Below are 21068 nucleotides of genomic sequence, written 5' to 3'. Positions count from 1 at the left end.
GAGGGATCAAAGCCCCTCACCCCGTCCGACCTCAAACAACCCTCACCTCGGCGAGCCACAACCGGACGTTGTAGAACAGTGCCCGTGGATCTCGACGCCGTGCGTACCTTCGTCGCGGCAGCGACCGCGGGCAAGTTCCAGGACGCCGCCGACGACTTCGGGATCACCCAGCAGGCCGTCTCCAAACGCATCGCCGCCCTCGAGAAACACCTCGGTACCACCTTGTTCACCCGTACTGCGCGCGGCGCCCGGCTCACCCTCGACGGCCAGGCGTTCCTCCCGAATGCCCGAGCACTCCTACAGGCCGAGCAGCAAGCGCTGGCGTCGGTGAAACCCGGCAACCGACCACTCCGAGTCGATGTGATCGGTGGCTTTCTCGCCCCGGCCGGCCTGGTCCGCGACTTCCATCGCGAGCACCCCGCCGTCGACCTCGACATCGTCAACCTCCCCGACGGCGCGACCGCGATCGCCGCAGTACGGGCCCGCGCCATCGATGCAACCTTCCGCGCACTCGGCGGCGCCCTCGGCGACGATCTCGGCAGCGTTCGCGTCTTCGACGAGCCCCTCCAGCTCCTGACCGGACCGGCCCACCCGCAGGCGAACGCGAAAACGCTCACCCCCAGCGACCTCCGCGGCCAGCGGATCTGGATGCCCGGCAACATCGCTGGTACCGAGTGGGCCGCGTACTACGACGAACTGGCCGCCGCGTTCGGCTTCACGATCGACACGGTGGGACCCAACTTCGGCCTCGACGCCATGCTCGACGCGATGGCCGAGGCCCCCGACCGCGCCACCTTCGTCGGCGAACAGACCCGCTTCCGCTGGCCCGACGGCTACGACCTCCGCCGAATCGACCTCCGCCACCCCACCCCCGTCTACCCCCACTCCCTGATCTGGCGCACCACCAACCCCCACCCCGCCCTCGCCACCCTCCGCGCCCACCTTCTGCGCCAACTCCATCCCACGACGAACTCCGTGTGGCCAGGCCCCGAGTAGCGCCGCGCCAGTCCCTCCCGCCCTCCACGCGGTGACTTTGTGCACGACGTGAGCGACTTGGCGGGCAGAAAACGCTCACGTCGTGCACAAAGTCGCCCCAGAGGGGACAACCCCGCCACGTCGGCGGTCGACGGCCGACGTGCGGCGTGGGGGTGTGGGTCGAGCGCGGTTGGGGCTGTGGGGTGTGGTGGCGTCTGTATGGTCGGGGCGTGGTGACCAAGCGGGCGATCAACGCGCATGAGGCGCGGGCGCAGCGGTTGCAAGGGGCGACCGGTGCGCTTGCGACGGCCGCGATCGCCGCGATGGACGAGAAGCTGCCCTGGTTCGGGAAGCTGTCGGCGCAGGACCGGTCCTGGATCGGGCTGGTCGCCCAGTCCGGTATCACCGCGTTCGTCGACTGGTTCCGCGACCCGGAGGCGCACGCCTCGATGCCGACCCGGATGTTCGGCTCGGCGCCGCGCGAGTTCACCCGGGTCATCTCGCTGCACCAGACCGTGGATCTGCTCCGGACGACGATCGAGATGATCGAGCACACGATCGGCGACCTGCTCCCGGCCGACGACGTACCGGCCGTCCGCGAGTCGATGCAGCGGTACGCCCGCGAGGTCGCGTTCGCGGCCGCGACCATCTACGCCCAGGCCGCCGAGATGCGCGGCGCGTGGGACGCCCGGCTGGAAGCGCTCGTGGTCGACTCGGTGATCCGCGGCGAGGCGGACGAGTCGGTCCGATCCCGCGCCTCCGCCCTCGGCTGGACCGGTACCAGTACCACCGGTGGCACGTCGTCGGAGGTTGCCGTGATCGTCGGGCGAGCCCTGGAGACCGAGTCCGGCAGCGCGAACGTGGCGGACGCGGTACGGCATGCTGCCCGCGAGGCGGGGGCTGACGCTTTGTGCGCGATGCAGGGCGATCGGCTGGTGGTGGTACTCGGTGGCACGAGTAAACCTGTCGAGATCGTACAAAAACTGATCGGCTGGTTCGGACCCGGTCCGATCGTCGTCGGGCCGGTCGTCAAGGACCTGATGTCGGCCGTCACGAGCGCCCGCGCGGCCGTCGCCGGACTCCGTGCGGCACCCGCCTGGCCGGGCGCCCCGAGGCCGGTCCAGGCCGACGAGCTGCTGCCCGAGCGATCCCTGTCCGGCGACGGTCATGCCCGCCGGCAACTCGCCTCGGACGTCTACGGCCCGCTCACGAAAGGCGACGGGGTACTGCTCGACACCGTATCGACGTACCTGGACTCGGGTGGTTCACTCGAAGCGACGGCCCGGGCGATGTTCATCCACGCCAATACCGTCCGGTACAGGTTGAAGCGTGTGGGCGAACTCACGGGCTACTCGCCGTCGAATCCGCGAGACGCTTTCACGTTACGTGTCGCACTGGCCCTCGGCCGCCTGCTCAACCCGGAACCCGGATCCCAGCTTTTGTAGGAATCCTACAAACTCCTGAGGGTAGAATTCGTGCTGCTTTGTGCTCCACGAAGCGCGTCTCTCAGGGAGAGTTGTCATCGTGCTCGTCATCGCTGCGCCCGGACAGGGCGCCCAGACCCCAGGATTCCTCGAGCCGTGGCTGGCCGACCCCGTCTTCGAGAACCGGCTGAACTGGCTGTCCGCTGTCGCCGGCCTCGACCTCGCCCACTACGGCACCAAGGCCGACGCCGACGCGATCCGGGACACCGCGATCGCGCAGCCGCTGCTGGTCGCGTCCAGCATGCTGTCCGCGCTGGCGCTGTTCCCGCACCCCGGTGACGCGTTCGAGAAGATCGGTGCGCTGGCCGGCCACAGCGTCGGTGAGATCGCCGCCGCCGTCGGCGCCGGGGTGATCACCGGTGAGCAGGCGATGGTGCTGGTCCGCGAGCGCGGCAAGGCCATGGCCGCCGCGTCGGCGCTGACCCCGACCTCGATGACCGCGGTGCTCGGCGGAGACCGCGACGAGATCCTGGCCAAGCTGGCGCAGTACGGGCTGACCGCCGCCAACGACAACGGCCCCGGCCAGATCGTCGCCGCCGGTACGGTCGAGGAGCTGGCCGCCGTGCAGGCCGACCCGCCGGCCAAGACCCGGCTGATCCCGCTGTCGGTCGCCGGCGCCTTCCACACCAAGCACATGGAGCCCGCCGTCCAGACGCTGGCCGGCTACGCCCGCTCCGTCACCACGCACGACCCGCGCACCCGGCTGATCTCGAACCGCGACGGCCAGATCGTGCACGACGGCCGCGACGTCCTGCGCCGGCTGGTCCAGCAGGTCAACGCACCGGTCCGCTGGGACCTGTGCATGCAGACGATGGCCGACCTGCAGGTCACCGGCATCCTGGAGATGACCCCGGCCGGCACGCTGACCGGGATCGCCCGGCGCGCGCTCAAGGGGGTCGAGGTGTTCGCGCTGAAGACGCCGGACCAGCTCGACGACGCCCGCGCGTTCGTGGACAAGCACGGCAGCCCGTCGGAGATCAACGCGTCGCCGACCTGGCGGCTGCTGGTCTCGCCGATGAAGGGCACTTTCACCCGAGAAGGTCAGATCACCCGCGAGGCGGGCGACACGGTCGAGGCCGACGAGGTCGTCGCGATCGTGAAGAGCCTGCGTGATGAGGTCGAGGTCCGCGCGCCGCACGGCGGCAGCGTGGTCGAGTGGCTGGTAGAAGAAGGCGACCCGGTCGCCCCTGGGCAGCCGTTGGTTCGGCTGCATCCGAGTGGAGTGAGCTGACATGCCTGGACAGATCGCAGAATCGACCGGCTCCGCGCACGCCGCAGTACTGGGCCTCGGCTCGTACCGGCCGCGGCGCGTCGTGCCGAACTCAGAGATCCTGGAGCAGATCGACTCCAGTGACGAGTGGATCCAGACCCGGTCCGGGATCAAGGAGCGCCGTTGGGCCTCCGACGACGAGACCATCCTGATGATGTCGGCGAACGCCGCCAAGGAGGCACTCGCCGACTCCGGCATCGACCCGGCCCAGATCGGCTGCGTCGTCGTCGCGACGGTCACCCACCTGTACCAGACCCCCGCGATCGCGACCCAGATCGCCGTCGCGGTGGGCGCTCCGACGGCAGCGGCCTTCGACATCTCGGCCGCCTGCGCCGGGTTCTGCTACGGCATCGCGCTGGCCAGCGACCTGGTCCGCGGCGGCAGCGCGAAGTACGTGCTGGTGATCGGGGTCGAGCGGCTCAGCGACATCACCGACCGGACCGACCGCGGGACGGCGTTCATCTTCGCCGACGGCGCGGGCGCTGCCGTGGTCGGACCGTCCGACGAGGCGGGCATCGGCCCGGTCGTCTGGGGTTCCGACGGTACGCAGCACGAAGTGATCAGCCAGAAGGAGTCCTGGCAGGAGGCGCACGCCGGCGACCAGTGGCCGAACCTCACGATGGACGGCAACCCGGTCTTCCGCTGGGCGTCGTTCGAGATGGCCAAGACCGCGCAGCAGGCGCTCGACGTCGCGGGCGTGAAGTCCGAGGACCTCGACCTGTTCATCCCGCACCAGGCGAACATGCGGATCACCGACGCGATGCGGCGCACGCTGAAGCTGCCCGAGAGTGTCAAGGTCGCGCGCGACATCGAGCGGCAGGGCAACACGTCGGCCGCGTCGGTCCCGCTCGCGATCGCCACGATGCGCGAGAGTGGCGAGGCGAAAAGCGGGGACCTCGCCCTGATCATCGGCTTCGGCGCGGGCCTGACCTTCGCCGCCCAGGTGATCAGGCTCCCGTAACCACAGATGTCCGGGCCGGCTCAGGTGGCCGCCCCGGCTAGCACCGCACACCCAGCATTCGAAAGGGAAACACACTGATGGCCAGCACCGAAGAGATCCGCTCCGACCTCGCCGAGATCGTCAACGAGATCGCCGGCATCCCGGTCGAGGACGTCCAGCTGGACAAGTCCTTCACCGACGACCTCGACGTCGACTCGCTCTCCATGGTCGAGGTCGTCGTGGCCGCCGAGGAGAAGTTCACCGTCAAGATCCCCGACGACGAGGTCAAGAACCTGAAGACCGTCGGTGACGCCGTCGCGTTCATCGAGCGCGCGCAGAACGGCTGATCGAGCCCGTCTCGATCGATCGTGCTGGGCAGCGTGGGGAGCTCACCGGGGTTTCCGGTGAGCTCACCGCTCCAGCAGCACGGCCGGTACGACGTACCGGCCTCCCCTGGTTCAACCACTCGCTACGCCGAAGGATGAGGTAACCATGTCGAAGACCCGAGTCGTGATCACCGGGCTCGGAGCGACGACCCCGGTCGGGGGCGACGTCGCCAGCACCTGGGAGGCGCTGCTGGCCGGCAAGTCCGGCGCGAAGCTGCTCACCGCCGACTGGGTCGAGGAGCTGCCGGTCAAGATCGCCGCACCCGCCGCCGTCGAACCGACCGAGGTCATCGAGCGGGTGAAGGCCCGCCGCCTGGACCGCAACGCGCAGTTCGCCGTCGTCGCCGCCCGGCAGGCCTGGGCCGACTCCGGTCTGGCCGAGGTCGAGCTGGACAAGACCCGTCTCGGCGTGGCGATCGCCACCGGGATCGGCGGCCTGCTCACCACGCTGACCAACTACGACCTGCTCCAGAAGGGCCCGCGCCGGGTCTCGCCGCTGGCGATCCCGATGCTGATGCCGAACTCGGCCGCCGCCAACGTCGGCCTCGAGCTGGGTGCCCTGGCCGGCGTCCAGACCCCGGTCTCCGCCTGCGCGTCGAGCAACGAGGCCATCTCGCTGGCCGCCGACCAGATCCGGCTCGGCCGCGCCGACATCGTCGTCGCGGGTGGCGCGGAAGGCTCGATCGCCGGGCTGCCGCTGGCCGCGTTCGGCCAGATGATGGCGCTGAGCAAGCGCAACGACGACCCCGAGCGCGCGTCCCGTCCGTGGGACGTCGACCGCGACGGCTTCCTGCTCGGTGAAGGCGCCGGCGTACTGGTGCTGGAGTCCTACGAGCACGCTGTCGCCCGCGGCGCGAAGATCTATGCCGAGTTCGCCGGCGCCGGTATCACCGCCGACGGTCACGACATCGTGCAGCCCGACCCGACCGGTTCAGGCGCCGAGCGCGCGATGAAGCAGGCGCTGCGCGAGGGCGACCTGGCCACCGGTGACATCGTGCACATCAACGCGCACGCGACCTCGACCCCGGCCGGCGACATCGCCGAGGCGATCGCGATCCGCAAGGCGCTCGGCAGTGCGACCGACCACGCCGTCGCGACCGCGCCGAAGTCGATGATCGGGCACCTGCTCGGCGCCGCCGGAGCGGTCGAGTCGATCGCCACCGTGCTCGCCCTGCATCACCGGCTGGTCCCGCCGACGATCAACGTCGACAAGGTCGAGGACGGCATCGACCTCGACATCGCGACCGAGCCGCGCAAGCTCGCGGACGGCGACATCGCGGCACTGAACAACTCCTTCGGCTTCGGCGGCCACAACGTCGCCCTGGCCTTCAAATCAATTTGATGCTGTAAGTCGGTCTGATCTCTGGGTGGGCCGGGGCTGGTCCCGGCTCACCTGCTCGGTCCGCACCCTTCTGATCCGGGAGACGCCCATGACCACCGCCCCTGTGAAACCGGCCAAGCTGCCGCGTGAAGAGGATCCCCGCAACCCGGTCTCCCGGCTCACCGCCCTGCTCGACCCCGGCTCCCTCGAGCTGATCACGCCCGACAACCTGTCCGGCATGCTCGCGGCCCGCGGGACCATCGCAGGCGCCAAGGTCGTCGCGTTCTGCTCGGACGCCACCGTGATGGGCGGCGCGATGGGCGACGAGGGCTGCGAGGTCGTCGTACAGGCCTATCAGCTGGCCCGCGACGAGGAGCTGCCGATCATCGGGCTGTGGCACTCGGGCGGCGCCCGGCTGGCCGAGGGGGTGCTCAGCCTGCACGCGGTCGGGAAGATCTTCTTTGCGATGACGCAGGCCTCTGGCAAGATCCCGCAGATCTCCGTCGTCCTCGGCCCTGCCGCCGGCGGAGCGGCGTACGGGCCGGCACTGACCGACATCGTCATCCTCGGTCCGGAAGGCCGCATCTTCGTCACCGGGCCGGACGTGGTTCGATCCGTCACCGGCGAGGACGTCGACATGCTGCGGCTCGGCGGTCCCGAGCCGCACGGGCGGCGATCCGGGGTCGTCCACATCACCACGGACTCCGAGGCGGCCGCGATCGAGAAGGCTCGCCTCCTCGCGGACCTGTTCGCGAACGCCGGTGAGGTGTCCGGCGATGTGTCCGACACCGACCTGTCGGGTCTGCTGCCGGAGTCGGCCAAGCGCGCGTACGACGTCCACCCGCTGGTCGGCGGGGTGCTCGACGAGGAATCCGGCGTCGAGCTGCACCAACGGTGGGCACCGAACATCGTCACCACCCTCGGTCGCCTCGGTGGCCGGACCGTCGGGGTGATCGCGAACAACCCGCTGCGACTCGGCGGTTGCCTCGACGCGTTGTCGGCTGAGAAGGCGGCTCGCTTCGTCCGGATGTGCGACGCGTTCGGGGTACCGATGGTGGTGCTGGTCGACGTACCGGGGTACCTGCCGGGTGTCGGTCAGGAGTGGGACGGCGTCGTACGTCGGGGCGCCAAGCTGCTGCACGCTTTCGCCGAATCCGTCGTACCGCGGGTCACCCTCGTGACGCGCAAGACCTACGGTGGCGCCTACATCGCGATGAACGCGCGCTCGCTCGGCGCGACCCGGGTGTTCGCCTGGCCGCGGGCCGAGGTGGCCGTGATGGGTGCGGTCGCCGCGATCCGGGTCCTGCACCGCCGCCGGCTGGCCGAGGTCGAGCCGGACCTGCGTCCGCAGGTCGAGGCCGAGCTCGCCGCCGAGCACGAGAAGATCGCCGGTGGCATCGAGCGCGCCCGCGAGATCGGCGTCGTCGACGAGATCGTCGAGCCCGCCAAGACCCGCTCGGCACTGGCCGCCGCGATCGCCACCGCGGAGTCCGGCGGCCGAGTCCGCGGCCACCACGGCAACATCCCCCTGTAGCTCCTCCGATCGCAGCGCCTGATCCCCGAGCCCCTGCCTGGGGCCGCGCCACACCAGCCTCGCGACCTTGTGCACCACCTGAGCATCCGGGCGCCGCGAATCCACTCACGTCGTGCACAAAGTCGCGTCCGCCCGCCCCGCCCGCCCCGGCCGCCCCGGCCGCCCCGGCCGCCCCGGCGACCTTGTGCACGACGTGAGCGTCCTGGTGGCAGGAATCCACTCACCTGGTGCACAAGGTGTGTCCGGGGTTTGGAGGGAACCGGCAGTGCCATCGTCTGCGTCGGTACAGGCGAGCTTCACCATGAACCCACGGAGGAACCACCGCCCATGCGCAAACCTTTCATCGCTGCAGCCGGAGTTGTCGCCGCAGTCGGCTCAACTCTCACAGCGCTGCCCGCCAGCGCCGCAGTGAGCGACGTACCGGCAGACTGCTCGGCCTACACGACCGCCTACCGCTCAGACGGCCAGCGGCTCGCCTACGGGTACAACGCCCGCAAGGCCGGCATCACGTCGTACCCGGGTGACAAGCTGGCCTGGGTGCCGTCCGCTTGGCAGCAGTGGGGAGCAGCCGGTGATACCGACCTGTTCATCAGCAGCGAGCTGGCCACCCACCCGACCGACGGCTATATCTACGACCTCGAGCGCCGGGGCGAGCGGACCAACGGCGTCTGGAAGATGACCAAGAACACCTCCGCCCGGATCGCCTCGGGCTTCGCCGGCACCCGGATCCTGGCCAACGGCAGCACCTACTTGTACCGCGTCGCAGGCACCTCTCTCTACCGGTACAAGGTGACCTACGGCGGCACCAAGCCGACGCTGTCCGCGCCGGTGACGCTGCGCACGACCGGCTGGAACGCGGTCAAGACGCTGACCTTCGAGCGCACCGAGGGGACGGGCAGCGCGAAGGTCGACGTACTGATCGGCACGAAGACCAGCGGCGAACTGGTGGAGTGGCGGGTCAACGTGGCCACGCCGTCGACGATCAGCTCCACTGTGCTGAAGACGACGGGCTGGGCCGGATTCAGCAGCCTGACGAGTGGCTACTGCGGGTCGCATCAGAACGGCCGGTCGCTGCTCGGCATCACTGCGGCCGGGGCTGCGTCGATCTACTTCGACGCCAACCGGGCCGACCGGATCGGCACGGACATCAAGGGCGGATCGCTCGGCTCACTGGGCTGGACCGCGAAGAGCTACGGCCAGTAAAGGGCTTCAGGCAAAGGAAGGGCGCGGACCCGAAGGTCCGCGCCCTTTCACGTGGTGCGGCCGCTGTTTGCGACAACCGGGGGTGTCCCGACACCCGGTGGCCCCAGCGGCCACGATCTCTCCCACCCGGTGGGAAGTCTGACCCACAGCATTGTCGAAAAGTTCTAGGAAGTCTTCTACTTCTTGGCTTTCTTCTGAAGTTCTCAGGATCTGGTCAGACGACCTGGTGCAGCCAGCGAACTGGTGCTCCGTCGCCGGCGTACCGGAACGGTTCGAGCTCGTCGTCCCAGGGCCGGCCGAGCAGGCGCTCGACCTCCTCGGTCAGGTCGGCTTCGCCGGTGGCGGCCTTCAGCATCGCTGCCTTCAGCCGCTCCTCGGGCACCATGATGTCGCCGTGCACCCCGGTGGTCGCGTGGAAGACGCCGAGGGTGGGCGTGAAGGAGTACCGCTCGCCTTCGACCCCGTTGCTCGGTTCCTCGGTGACCTCGAAGCGCAGCTTCTGCCAACCGCGCAGCGCCGACGCCAGCTTCGCCGCCGTACCGGCCGCAGCCTGCCACGACAGCTCTGCCCGATAGGTGCCCTGTGCCGCGGGCTGCGGCGTCCAGTCGAGTTTCACGGGCACGCCAAGGATGCCGCCCGCTGCCCATTCGACATGAGGGCACAACGCTGACGGCACGGTGTGGACGTAAAGAACGCCACGAGTCGTCGCCACCGGGACCTCCTGTGCTCGAGCTGCGCCTTCCCCAGCGTTCTCGAACACCACCGTCGATCCCGGTCGGCGAGGTCCATACTGCACCACTGACCCCGCTGACACCAGCAACCTCGCCGTGTCAACTACATCACCGTCGTGTCGCGATGCTGCACTGATCAGTCCGCAACGCCATCGCCCAGCCCGCGCCGCCCCTGTTCTTCCTACTTGAGCGTATCCGGAGTGGCTCTGACCGGCGGAGAGTTGTCCACAGGTCTCAGACCGAGGACCGGACCACCAGGCGGGTGGGGAGGATGAGCGGGCTGGGGTGGTCGCCGGCCATCAGGGCTAGGAGCATTCGGGCCATTTCGCGGCCGAGGGCGTGGATGGGCTGGTTGACTGTGGTCAGTGGTGGGTCGGTGTGGCGGGCGCTGGTGATGTCGTTGAAGCCGACGATGGCGACGTCACCGGGCACCGAGCGGCCGGCCCGGGCGAGCACTCGGAGGGCGCCGATGGCCATCTGGTCGGAGGCGACGAAGACGGCATCGAGATCCGGCGCGCGCTCGAGCAGCCTGGCCATCGCGAGGTTGCCGCCCTCCTCGCTGAAGTCGCCGTGGTCGACCAGGCTGCTGTCGAGGCCCGCTACGGCGAGCGCGTCCTGGAAGCCTTGCAGCCTGGCCATCCCGGCGCCCTCGTCCAGGCGGCCGGTGATGGTGGCGATCTTGTAGCGCCCGGCCGCGACCAGGTGCTCGGTCGCGAGTCGCGCTCCCCCGCGGTTGTCCGCGTCCACGTAGTACCGGGGTTCGAAGTTGAGCGGGCGGCCACCGAAGACGACCGGTACGGAGGCTTGGTCGGCGATGGCTGCCAGCGGGTCGTCGCCGTGCAAGGACATCAGCATCACTCCATCGGCTTGCCGAGTGCGCAGCAACTGCTCCAGCCGCGCCTGCCCGCGCGACGAGGTGGCCAGCGACAGCATCAGCTCCAGCTCGGTCTCCTCCAGCACGGAGTTGACCCCGACCACCACCGCGGCGAAGAACGGGTCCGCGAACATCGCGGGATCGTCACCGGAGATCGCCAGCACAACCGATCCCGCCTGCTGAGTGGCCAGTGCGCGAGCCGTCGCATTCGGCACATAGCCGAGGTCGTCGACGGCGCGGCGTACCGCTTCGCGTTTGGCGCGGCTCACGTGCGGCGCGTTGTTGATCACCCGGGACGCCGCCGATCGCGACACCCCGGCGCGCTCGGCGACCTCGTCGAGCGTCGGTTGCCGCCTGGGCGTCTCGGTCGTCACCTGAGCGTTCTCCTTCGTCTTGCCTAGTCGAGCCATCACGTCTGCACCAGTATCTCGGTCACGAGCGGACGGCCCCGTCCATGATGCCGCCGATGATCTGGCGGCCGAACAGGATGAACACGAGCAACAACGGCACGGTCGCGATCAGCGTGCCCGAGAACATCAACGTGTAGTCCGTGTAGTACTGCGTCGCCAGCTGGCTGAGCGAGAACTGCACGGTCGGATTGTCCGCCTCGAGGATCGCGAGCGGCCAGAGGAACTCGTTCCAGGTGCTCATGAAGGTGAACAACCCCAGTACTGCGGCGCCAGGGCGCAGCGCGGGTGACACCACTCGCACGAACAGCCCGAAGGTGCTGCACCCGTCGAGCCGGGCGGCCTCGATGAGCTCATCGGGTACCGCGCGTTCGGCGTACTGGCGCATCAGGAAGACGCCGAAGGCGGAGACCAGGAACGGCACGATCACGGCTTGCAACTGGTTCTGCCAGCCGAGTTTCACCATCACCATGTAGAGCGGCACGATGCCCATCTGGACCGGCACCATCATCGTCGCGAGGACCGCGATCAGGAACGCGTTGCGGCCGCGGAAACGCAGTTTGGCGAAGGCGAAGCCGGCCAGCGAGGAGAAGAACACCACCGAGATGGTGACCGCGATCGAGGCGAGCATCGAGTTCATCAGGCCACGGGCGAAGTGTGCCTCCTGGGCGTCGAAGAGGCGGCTGACATTCGCGCCGAGGTTGCCACCCGGGACGAGCGGCGGCGGCATCTGACCGATGACGTCGTTGGAGCGGGTCGCCACGACGAACAGCCAGTAGAGCGGGAAGACCGACAGCACGAGGCTGACGAGCAGGGTCAGGTAGACGAGGCTGTTGCCCTTGGTACGCCGTCTCAGCTTCATTGGGTGCCACTCCTCAGGCGACGGGCGATCAGCGCGTTCGCGACGCCGGCCACGACGGTGAGCAGGAAGATCGCCCAGGCGATCGCCGACCCGTAGCCGTAGTCGAAGTTCTGGAAGCTCTGCTCGAACATGTACATCGCGATGGTCTGGAACTGCCGCAGGCTGCCCCCGGAGATGTCGCCCTGGCCGAACAGCAGCGGCTCGGTGAACAGCTGCATCCCGCCGATCGTCGACATCACCACGGTGAAGATCAGCGCCGGCCGGATCAGCGGCACGGTGATCGAGCGGAACTGCCGGATCGCGCCGGCGCCGTCGAGCTGCGCCGCCTCGTACAGGTCGCGCGGGATCGACTGGATCGCGGCCAGGTAGATCAGCGCGTTGTACCCGGTCCAGCGCCAGTTGACCATGCTGGAGACCGCGATCCAGGACGACGCCTTACTCGCCTGCCAGTCGATCGGGCCGATGTCGATCAGCCCGAGCAACCCGTTGACCAGGCCGGTGTCGCGGCCGTAGAGCTGCCCGAAGACGATCGCTACGGCCGCAACCGAGGTGACGATCGGCGCCAGCACGCCGAGCCGGAACAGCATCAGCGCCCGGATCGGCCGGTTGAGCAGCCCCGCGATGATCAACGCGAAACACAGCTGCGGCACGGTCGACATCACGAACAGGCCGAGCGTGTTCACCATCGCGTTCCAGAAGTCGGGATCGTTCACCAGCCGGGAGTAGTTGCCGAGCCCGACGAACCCCGCATCCCCGGTCAGATCCCAGGCCCGCAACGAAACCCAGGCGGTGTAGACCAAGGGGAAGAGCCCGAAGAGGGCGAACAGGACGAAGAACGGCGTGATGAAGAAGTACGGCGAGCCGTGCAGGTCCAGGCGATTACGCCAAGAGGGCGCCTCCGGTCCCCGCCGCGGCGCGCTCTGCGCCGAGCGGGCGCCTGCAGCGGTCACACGGGTGCGTTGCGGCTCCCCCGCTCCCCCCGCTCCCCCCGCTCCGTCGCCCGCCGCCTTGGCAGCAGGCGACGGCGCGGGGTCGCTTGGTGGGCGACGTGTCGTGTTGCTCACTTGTCTACTGCCCGCTTTGCGTCCGACATCGCCTTCGTCCATGCCTCGTCGGGCTGGAGCTTGCCCTGCTCGACCGCGGTCAGGGCGTCACCGATGCCGTCGCCGACCACCTGGTTGTCGGGGCCTAGGTAGACCGGCTTCAGGTCCTTTGCGGACTGGCCGAAGATCTTGCCGACGGGCGCGTTGTTGAAGTAGGCGTTCACCGCACCGGACACGGCCGGGTCGTCGATCGCCTGCGGTGCCGACGGGAAGTTGTTCTTGGCCTTGAAGGCCGCGGTCTGCCCGGCCGGGCTGGTCAGGAACTTGGCGAGCTCGGCAGCCTCCTTCGGATGCTTGCTCTGCGCCGGTACTGCGAGGAACGATCCGCCCCGCACGGCACCTTCACCCGGCACCCGGGCGACATCCCACTTGCCCGCGTTCTCCGGGCCGGCCTGGTCCTTGATGATCCCGAGCATCCACGCCGGGCACGGGATGGTCGCGAAGGTGCCCTTCTTGAAGCCCGCGTTCCACGCCGGACTCCACATCTGCAGCTTGCCCGACAACCCGGCGCCGACCATCGCGACCGACTGGTCCCAGGCGGCCCGCACCCCGGGGTTGCTGTCGGCGATCAGCTTGTTCGAGCGATCGAAGTACGTCTGGTCGCCCTGCTGCATCAAGATGTTCTGGTAGACCCCACCCGCGGTGTCGAAGAAGCTCGCCCCGGTGCCCGCGGCAACGAACTTCTTGCCGGCGGCAAGGTAACCGTCCCAGGTCGGCCAGAGTGCCCCGACCTTGGCGCGATCCGTCGGCAGCCCGGCCTTGGCGAACAGGTCGGTCCGGTAACACATGCCCTGGGCCCCGATATCGGTGCCGAGGCCAACGAGTTTCTTGCCGTCCGGCGTCAGCGCCTGCTGCCACTTCCAGTCCAGGAAGTTGCCCTTCAGCTCGCCGGCGCCCTGGTCGAGCAGGTTGACGAACTGGTCGGGCTTGCCCATCAGCTTGATCAGGATGCCCTCCTCCAGCGCGACCACGTCCCCCGCGCCGCTGCCGGCAGTCAGCCACTGCTGCAGCTTGGGCGTGTAGTCGGCGAGCTTGGCGATGTTCTCCTGCTTGACCTGGACGTCCGGGTGCGCCGACTCGTAGCTCTTGATCAGGTCGTCGTAGCCGAACTGCCCGAAGGTCTTGATCGTCAGCGTGACCTTGCCGTCCGCCGCCTCTTCACCGCCGCCCCCGCAGCCGGCCGCCAGCAATGCCACGCCCACAGCCAGCACAACCGGTGCGGCAAGCGCTTTCCTGATTCGCATGATGAAACCTTTCCGTTCAGACCAGCAAGTTTTTGGGAGCGCTCCCAGTACTACGGACGCCGAGGCCACGGTGACGCCGCTGGGTCAGCGCCGGTCAGAACCCGATGGTGACGAGGGGCGATGCTCGGATTCAGAACTGGGAGCGCTTCCAGCTGACCATAAGGCACGCCCGGCCCGTTGTGAAGGGCAGATTTCACGCCTGTTTCAGTCTTGACACGCCAAGGACGCGTCGGCACCATGCACAGGGACGCCGCTGACTCGTTGGCCCAAAAGTGAAAGCGCTCCCAGCGCGATCCCCCTCCGGAGGCAGCCGCATGACCACATTCCGAAGGCGTTCGGCTATCAGCCTGACCGCCTTCCTCCTCATTCCCAGCGTGTTCACCATCCAGGCCGCCGCGGCGGACACTGCGCAGTACGAGCGAGTCTTGAACGGGACCTTCGACAGCGGCGCCAAGAGCCCGTGGTGGACCAGCGGGAACACCCCGTCGGCCATCACCGACGGGCGGTTGTGCGCGCAGGTCCCGGGCGGCACGGTGAACGTGTGGGACTCGATGATCGGGCAGGACGACGTACCGGTGGAGAGCGGTCAGCCCTACACGCTGCGCTTCGAGGCGTCGGCCAGCCGGGCGACCACGTTCCGCGCCGTCTTGCAGACCTCGTCCAAACCCGTCGCGACGGTGCTCAACAAGACCGTCAACGTCACCACGGGAACGCAGACCTTCACCTTCACCGGCACGTCCCCGACCACCGCGGACCACACCCAGGTCAGCTTCCAGGCCGGCGGCAGCGCGCAGCCGTACACGCTCTGCCTCGACAACATCTCACTCGTCGGAGGTGTCGTACCACCTGGTGGCGTACGGGACTTCGGATCGCCGGTGCGGGTCAACCAGCTCGGCTATCTGCAGGGCGGCCCGAAGCGGGCCACCTACGTCACCGACGAGACCGTGCCGCTCGACTGGCGGCTGCTGGACAGCGCAGACACCGTTGTCCAGCAGGGAAAGACCAAGCCGTACGGTGCCGACGCGATGTCCGGTACCAACGTCCAGCTGATCGACTTCGAGCGGTACCGCGGGGCGGGTGACGGCTACCGCCTCGCCGTCGGCGACCAGCTCAGCGAACCATTTGCCATTGGCAACGACATCTACCGGCCGCTGGCACAGGACGCGCTGGAGTACTTCTACAACAACCGCAGCGGCACCCCGATCGAGGCCCAGTACGTCGGCGCCGAACGCGCCCGCGACGCCGGCCACCTCGGCGTCGCGCCCAACAAGGGCGACACGTCGGTCGCCTGCTTCCCGGGGACGTGCGCGTACAGCCTCGACGTACGGGGTGGCTGGTACGACGCGGGCGACCACGGCAAGTACGTCGTCAACGGGGCGCTGGCGGCGTGGCAGTTGCTCGACCAGTACGAGCAGTCCGGTGACGAGACACTGCGGATTCCTGAAGCAGGCAACGCGATTCCCGATGTGCTCGACGAGGCGAAGTGGGAGATCGACTTCCTGCTCCGGATGCAGGCACCGTCCGGGATGGTGCATCACAAGATCCATGACGAGAAGTGGACCGGGCTGCCGCTCAAGCCGGCCGCTGATCCGCAGCAGCGCTACCTCTATCCCCCCTCGACCGCGGCCACTTTGAACGTCGCCGCAGTCGGCGCCCGCTGCGCACGGGTCTACGCGCAGTGGGACAAGGCACTGGCAGCCCGCTGTCTCGCGGCGGCGGACAAGGCCTGGCAGGCAGCATTGAAGAACCCGGCCGTCTACGCGCCCGACGGCGGCGAAGGCGGTGGCGCGTACGACGACACCAAGGTGACCGACGAGTTCTCGTGGGCAGCGGCCGAGCTCTTCGCCACCACTGGCAAGCAGTCGTACAAGAAGGCCATCACGACCAAACTGAAGGCGGCCGACGGCTTCTCCTGGCAGGAGACGGGCGGCCTGGCCGACCTCGCTCTCGCCCGGGTGCCGTGGCGGCTCTCCCCCATCGAGTACCTGACCTTGGTCATCCGGATCGCGGGCGTCGCCGACAAGTACCTCACCGACCTCCGATCGCAGGGCTACGCCAACCCGTACCTCCCGGCGAACGGCAAGTATGTCTGGGGATCCAACAGCGCGGTGGCGAACAACGCGATGATCATGGCAACGGCCTACTCGCTGACCTGGCTACCCAAATACCGCGACGGCGCACTGGAGTCGCTCGACTATCTGCTCGGGCGGAACGCGCTCAACCAGTCCTACGTGACGGGGTACGGCGAGCGGGACAGCCACAAGCAGCACCACCGGTTCTGGGCGAAGTCACTCGACCCCGCGCTGCCGACGCCCGCGCCCGGATCGCTGGCGGGTGGTCCCAACTCCGGCCTGCAGGATCCGGTGGCCCAGCGCGGCCTCCAGGGCTGCGCGCCGGCGACCTGCTACCTCGACAACATCGGTTCCTACTCGACCAACGAGGTCGCAGTGAACTGGAACTCCGCCCTCGCCTGGATCACGGCGTTCGCCGACAATGCGAGTCGGCCGTCCTGGCCGCACTCCACGGCTACGGCTACCGCTACCGCAGCCGCAGCTCCGGCCTCGGCCGGCAAGCTCCTGGCCAGTCCGATCGACCTGACCAGCGGCTTCTACGTCAACCCGAGCTCGACCCCGAAGGCCTGGGTCAACGCCAACGGAGGCGACTCCAGGGCCGCGACCATCAACACCAATATCGCGAGCAAGCCGACCGCCAAGTGGTTTGGCAACCCGCCCTCCGGTACGACGATCGGCGCCATGGTCGGCGCCTACGTCGGGGCGGCCGACGGTGCGGACAAGTTGCCAGTCCTGGTCGCCTACAACCTGCCCGGCCGGGATGCGTGCGGCGGTCATTCGGGTGGCGGCGCGGGCTCCCCAGCGGCGTACCGGACCTGGATCTCCGCCTTCGCCGACTCGATCGGTACCCGCCCGGCCGTGGTGGTGATCGAGCCGGATGCGCTCGGCGACTTCGAGTGCATGACCGCGGCGCAGATCACCGAGCGGAACGGGATGCTCGCCTTCGCCACCCAGCAGTTCAAGGACCGGGCGCCGAACACCTGGGCCTATCTCGACGCGGGTAACGCAGGCTGGGTGCCGGCGGCAACGATGGCGCAACGACTGCAGGGTGCGGGGATCGCCAATGCGCGCGGGTTCGCGGTGAACGTCTCGAACTACTACACGACCAGCGCCTCGGTCACGTACGCCAACAACGTGCGCAACAGCCTCGGTACGGCGAAACCGTTCGTCATCGACACCAGCCGCAACGGCAACGGTTCGAGCGGCGAATGGTGCAACCCGGCCGGCCGCAAGCTGGGGACATCTCCCCAGACGGGCGGTGGCGCCGAGATGCTGCTGTGGATCAAGGTGCCTGGCAACTCGGACGGCCCCTGCGGGATCGCCCCGAGCACCCCGGCCGGCCAGTTCAACCCAGACCTCGCAGTACGCCTGATCAACGGCACCTAACTCCGCTGGACGTTTGAGGGGTTAACCCCCCAAACGGTGGGTTGCCTACTCAGAATCTGACGGGGCAACCCACCGGCTCAGGGGTTAACCCCTCAAACGTCGGCGGGCGGCGGATGACGGGCTGGGGTTAGGGGAAGCGGGAGGCGAGGGCTATGCAGGCGCCGGCTGCGGCTAGCGTGAAGAGCATGGCTATGCCGGCGAAGCGGGAGGTTACTTCTTTGTCGACCTTGTCGTAGCCGACCGAGGAGCCGATGTCCTTGTAGACGTCCTCGAGCTCGCCCGCGGACTCGGCCGTGTAGGCCTCTCCCCCGGTGATCTCGGCGACGCTGCGCAGCTCGGCGCGGTCCGGGGGGACGCGCTGGCGGATGCCGTCCATCTCGATGAAGCCCGAGTCGGTACCGAAAGTGATCGTGTAGACGGGCGTGTTCTTCGCCTTCGCCGCCTGCGCGCCTTCCTGCGCCGTACGACCGACCGTGCGCTTGCCGTCGGAGAGCAGCACGATGCGGGCCGGGGCCGGGTCGTTCGGGTGGTCCGGGTCCGGCGGGACCTGGGTGAGCGCCTGCAGCGAGGTGAAGATGCCCTCGCCGGTGGCAGTCGACTCGGCCAGCTCGAGCCCGTCGATCGACCGCTGCACGGTGGCCCGGTCGGTGGTCGGCGGCACGATGATGGACGCGGTCCCGGCGAAGTTCACCAGCGCCACGTTGAACTTCGCCGGCAACTGGTTGACGAAGTTCTTCGCCGACTTCTTCGCCGCCTCCAGCCGGTTCGGGTCGACGTCGGTGGCCATCATCGACAGCGACACGTCGATCGCGACCACGATGGTGGCCCGCTCACGCGGCACCTTCACCTCGGCCTTGGGCTGCGCGAACGCGAGCACGCACGACGTCGTGGCGAACAGGGCCAGTACTACGGCCAGGTGCCGGCGCCACTGCGGCCGGCGCGGCGCGACCCGGTCGAGCAACGCGATGTTGGTGAAGCGCAACGCGTACTGCGCGCGGCGGCGCTGCAGGACGACGTAGGCGGCGACGACGACCGGGATGACCAGCAGGATCCACAATCTGCCCGGAGACAGGAACTCCATCAGCGAGCCACCCCCTTCGGCGGTTGGTGCAGGCGTGGCGCCATCCGCCGGTAGGCGAGGACGAACCGCACGGTGTCGGCGACCCAGTCACGATCGGTGCGCAGGACCAAGTGTCCGGCACCTACCCTACGCAGGGCCGTCCGGGTTCGCTCCCGCTGCGCCAGCGCGGCCGCGGCGAACTCTTCGCGCACCTTGCGCTTGCGGGTGTCGATCTCCCGGATCGCTCCGGTCTCCGGGTCGCCGATCAGGACGACGCCGATGTTCGGCAGTTCCAGCTCGCGTGGGTCGACGATCTCGACCGCGAGCACCTGGTGCTGGGCGGTCAGCTTGCGCATCGCGCGCTCCCAGGACGGCTCCATCCGGCTGTCGGTCTCGCCGTCCTCGGGGGTGAGGAAGTCCGACACGACCACCCGCAGGCCACGCTTGCGCTGCGTCCGGGCCATCGAGTCCAACGCTCCGGCCAGATCGCTGCGCGCCTGGTGCTCACCGTGATCGGTCTCCGCGAGCAAGGCCCGGAGCAGGCCGTAGAGCGCCAGCCGCCCGGACCGGGCCGGCCACCGGCGCAGCATCGAGTCGCGCAGCATCAGCCCACCGAAGCGGTCGCCGAGCCGATGGGTCAGGAAGCCGATCGTCGCGACCGCGGCCACCGCCAGCTCACGCTTCTCCAGCTGGGAGGTACCGAAGTCCATCGATGCGGACAGGTCGACCATCGCCCACGTCTCCAGCTCGCGGTCGGCGATCAGGTCACGGACGTGCGGGACCGTGGTACGGGCGGTGACGGCCCAGTCCATCCGGCGGACGTCGTCGCCGACCTGGTACTCGCGGGCCTCGGCCAGCTCGGTGCCCGGGCCGGGCAGCAGGCCGAGGTGCTCACCGTGCAGGTAGCCCTCCAGCCGGCGGACCACCGTCAGCTCGAGCCGGCGCAGCGCGCGCTCGGGAGCGAGTTGCGAGATCGTCATCGCAACTCGTGGGTCCGGTCGGTTGGCCATCTGCAGCGCGCCTAGACGAACTCGGGCCGGCCGGAACCGTCGCTGCCGTCGCGCCAGACGGGCTGCGGCGGCGGCACGGTGGCCAGGATCCGCTCGACCACGGCGCGCGGGTCGATGTTGTCGGCGACCGCGTCGAAGGTCAGTCCGAGCCGGTGACCCATCACGCCGAGGGCGACCGTCTGGACGTCGCTGGGCAGCAGGTAGTCGCGGCCGTGGATCAGCGCCAGCGCCCGGCCGGCCGAGACCAGCCCGAGGGTCGCGCGCGGGCTGACACCGAGCTCGATGATCGGCTCCAGGTCGGGCAGGTGGAAGTCGGACGGGGTCCGGGTCGCCATCACCAGGCGGACCGCGTACTCCGCGACGAGGTTGTGCACGAAGACCTGCTCGGCCGAGCGCTGCAGCTCCATGATCGTCTCGGGCTTCAGCACCTGACGCGCCTGCGGCGGGTCGACGCTCATCCGGCGGAGGATCTCGAACTCCTCGTGACCGCGCGGGTGCGGGACGTCGATCTTGACCAGGAACCGGTCCCGCTGCGCCTCGGGCAGCGGGTAGACGCCCTCGGACTCGATCGGGTTCTGGGTCGCGATCACGATGAACGGCTTCGGCATCGGGAAGGTCTGGCCGCCGATCGACACCTGCCGCTCGGCCATCAGCTCCAGCATCGCCGACTGCACCTTGGCCGGGGCCCGGTTCACCTCGTCGGCCAGGACGAAGTTCACGAACGTCGGGCCGAGCTCGATGTCGAAGGCCTCCCGGGTCTGCCGGTAGATCCGGGTACCGACGATGTCGGACGGGACCAGGTCAGGAGTGAACTGGATCCGGGCGAACGAACCACCGACCACCGACGCGAAGGTCCGCACCGCCAGCGTCTTGGCGACACCGGGCACACCCTCGAGCAGGCAGTGACCCCTCGCCAGCAGCGACACCATCAGCATCTCGACCATCTGCTCCTGGCCGACGATCACCCGCTTGACCTCGCTGATCGCCTCGCTGACCAGGTGTGACTGCTGGGCCACCGACCCGGCCGGCACAGTGGTTTCGGTCATGCCTGTCCTTCCGGGGTCCAACCAGGACCTTGTCTGCACACTCGGGAACTCCCGCTATTCCATCAGATCCCCGGGCAAGGACACGTGCGCGCCCCACCCTGCTCCCCTCCTATCGTGCCCACCCGCCCAAATCCGAACACTCCGGTACGCCGGCCTGGCG

The 21068-nt window shown here is 68.8% G+C and carries 17 protein-coding genes and 1 pseudogene; 10 read left to right on the top strand and 8 right to left on the bottom strand.

The window, feature by feature from the left end:
* Positions 1-84 precede the first annotated feature (84 nt).
* From G3I17_RS17585 to G3I17_RS17550, 8 genes are all read left to right on the top strand, one after another.
* The gene (locus G3I17_RS17585; protein ID WP_164597501.1) at positions 85-996 is read left to right on the top strand and encodes a LysR family transcriptional regulator; all 912 of its coding nucleotides are present in this window, start codon (positions 85-87) and stop codon (positions 994-996) included.
* 209 nt (positions 997-1205) lie between these two features.
* On the top strand, positions 1206-2420 hold the full coding sequence (locus G3I17_RS17580) for a PucR family transcriptional regulator (RefSeq protein ID WP_164597499.1): 1215 nt from the start codon (positions 1206-1208) through the stop codon (positions 2418-2420).
* Between the two features lie 79 nt (positions 2421-2499).
* Positions 2500-3690 carry an acyltransferase domain-containing protein gene (locus G3I17_RS17575; protein WP_164597497.1) on the top strand — a complete coding sequence of 397 codons (1191 nt, stop codon included), beginning with the start codon at positions 2500-2502 and terminating at the stop codon, positions 3688-3690.
* A gap of 1 nt (position 3691) precedes the next feature.
* On the top strand, positions 3692-4690 hold the full coding sequence (locus G3I17_RS17570; protein ID WP_164597495.1) for a beta-ketoacyl-ACP synthase III: 999 nt from the start codon (positions 3692-3694) through the stop codon (positions 4688-4690).
* Between the two features lie 74 nt (positions 4691-4764).
* Positions 4765-5016: an acyl carrier protein gene (locus G3I17_RS17565; RefSeq protein WP_164597916.1), complete on the top strand. Its 252-nt coding sequence runs from the start codon at positions 4765-4767 to the stop codon at positions 5014-5016.
* 145 nt (positions 5017-5161) lie between these two features.
* Positions 5162-6397: a beta-ketoacyl-[acyl-carrier-protein] synthase II gene (locus tag G3I17_RS17560; RefSeq protein ID WP_164597493.1), complete on the top strand. Its 1236-nt coding sequence runs from the start codon at positions 5162-5164 to the stop codon at positions 6395-6397.
* 88 nt (positions 6398-6485) lie between these two features.
* Entirely contained in the window at positions 6486-7910 is a 1425-nt protein-coding gene (locus G3I17_RS17555) for a carboxyl transferase domain-containing protein (protein WP_164597491.1), read from the top strand.
* A 327-nt stretch (positions 7911-8237) separates the two neighbouring features.
* A complete protein-coding gene (locus G3I17_RS17550; RefSeq protein ID WP_164597489.1) occupies positions 8238-9113 on the top strand; it encodes a hypothetical protein in 876 nt (291 codons plus the stop codon).
* A gap of 214 nt (positions 9114-9327) precedes the next feature.
* Here the strand turns inward: G3I17_RS17550 and G3I17_RS17545 are convergent, their stop codons facing one another.
* The 5 genes from G3I17_RS17545 to G3I17_RS17525 all read right to left on the bottom strand — a co-directional run bounded on the left by G3I17_RS17545 (position 9328) and on the right by G3I17_RS17525 (position 14334).
* Complete coding sequence (locus G3I17_RS17545) at positions 9328-9825, bottom strand: DUF3145 domain-containing protein (RefSeq protein WP_164597487.1); 498 nt, start codon at positions 9823-9825, stop codon at positions 9328-9330.
* A 253-nt stretch (positions 9826-10078) separates the two neighbouring features.
* On the bottom strand, positions 10079-11092 hold the full coding sequence (locus tag G3I17_RS17540) for a LacI family DNA-binding transcriptional regulator (protein ID WP_164597485.1): 1014 nt from the start codon (positions 11090-11092) through the stop codon (positions 10079-10081).
* 58 nt (positions 11093-11150) lie between these two features.
* The gene (locus G3I17_RS17535) at positions 11151-11987 is read right to left on the bottom strand and encodes a carbohydrate ABC transporter permease (RefSeq protein WP_164597482.1); all 837 of its coding nucleotides are present in this window, start codon (positions 11985-11987) and stop codon (positions 11151-11153) included.
* Positions 11984-12937 (bottom strand): sugar ABC transporter permease, encoded by a 954-nt coding sequence (locus G3I17_RS40820; protein WP_343238338.1) that lies wholly within the window; start codon positions 12935-12937, stop codon positions 11984-11986. Before G3I17_RS40820 ends, G3I17_RS17535 begins: the two co-directional genes overlap by 4 nt.
* Positions 12938-13047: 110 nt before the next feature.
* On the bottom strand, positions 13048-14334 hold the full coding sequence (locus G3I17_RS17525; protein ID WP_203590364.1) for an extracellular solute-binding protein: 1287 nt from the start codon (positions 14332-14334) through the stop codon (positions 13048-13050).
* Positions 14335-14648: 314 nt separating this feature from the next.
* Between G3I17_RS17525 and G3I17_RS17520 the strand changes: the two are divergent.
* Both G3I17_RS17520 and G3I17_RS39855 read left to right on the top strand, forming a co-directional pair.
* Positions 14649-16799, top strand: a pseudogene (locus G3I17_RS17520) (glycoside hydrolase family 9 protein); the annotation flags it as partial.
* A 9-nt stretch (positions 16800-16808) separates the two neighbouring features.
* Positions 16809-17792 (top strand): glycoside hydrolase family 6 protein, encoded by a 984-nt coding sequence (locus G3I17_RS39855; RefSeq protein ID WP_343238345.1) that lies wholly within the window; start codon positions 16809-16811, stop codon positions 17790-17792.
* A 127-nt stretch (positions 17793-17919) separates the two neighbouring features.
* Here G3I17_RS39855 and G3I17_RS17515 read toward each other — a convergent pair whose 3' ends face one another.
* From G3I17_RS17515 to G3I17_RS17505, 3 genes are read right to left on the bottom strand one after another with little or no spacing between them, the layout of a single operon-like run.
* Positions 17920-18873, bottom strand: coding sequence for a VWA domain-containing protein (locus G3I17_RS17515; RefSeq protein ID WP_164597478.1), 954 nt, complete (start codon positions 18871-18873; stop codon positions 17920-17922).
* The gene (locus tag G3I17_RS17510) at positions 18873-19832 is read right to left on the bottom strand and encodes a DUF58 domain-containing protein (protein ID WP_164597476.1); all 960 of its coding nucleotides are present in this window, start codon (positions 19830-19832) and stop codon (positions 18873-18875) included. The genes G3I17_RS17515 and G3I17_RS17510 overlap by 1 nt, the downstream gene beginning before the upstream one ends.
* 41 nt (positions 19833-19873) lie before the next feature.
* Positions 19874-20908 carry a MoxR family ATPase gene (locus G3I17_RS17505; RefSeq protein WP_164597474.1) on the bottom strand — a complete coding sequence of 345 codons (1035 nt, stop codon included), beginning with the start codon at positions 20906-20908 and terminating at the stop codon, positions 19874-19876.
* Between the last annotated feature and the right edge of the window lie 160 nt (positions 20909-21068).

It is taken from the genome of Streptomyces sp. SID13031 (assembly GCF_010548305.1).
In the GTDB taxonomy this organism is placed as follows: domain Bacteria; phylum Actinomycetota; class Actinomycetes; order Propionibacteriales; family Kribbellaceae; genus Kribbella.
Note: the sequence above shows the minus strand (reverse complement) of the source record. Positions and strands in the feature narration are given on the sequence as shown.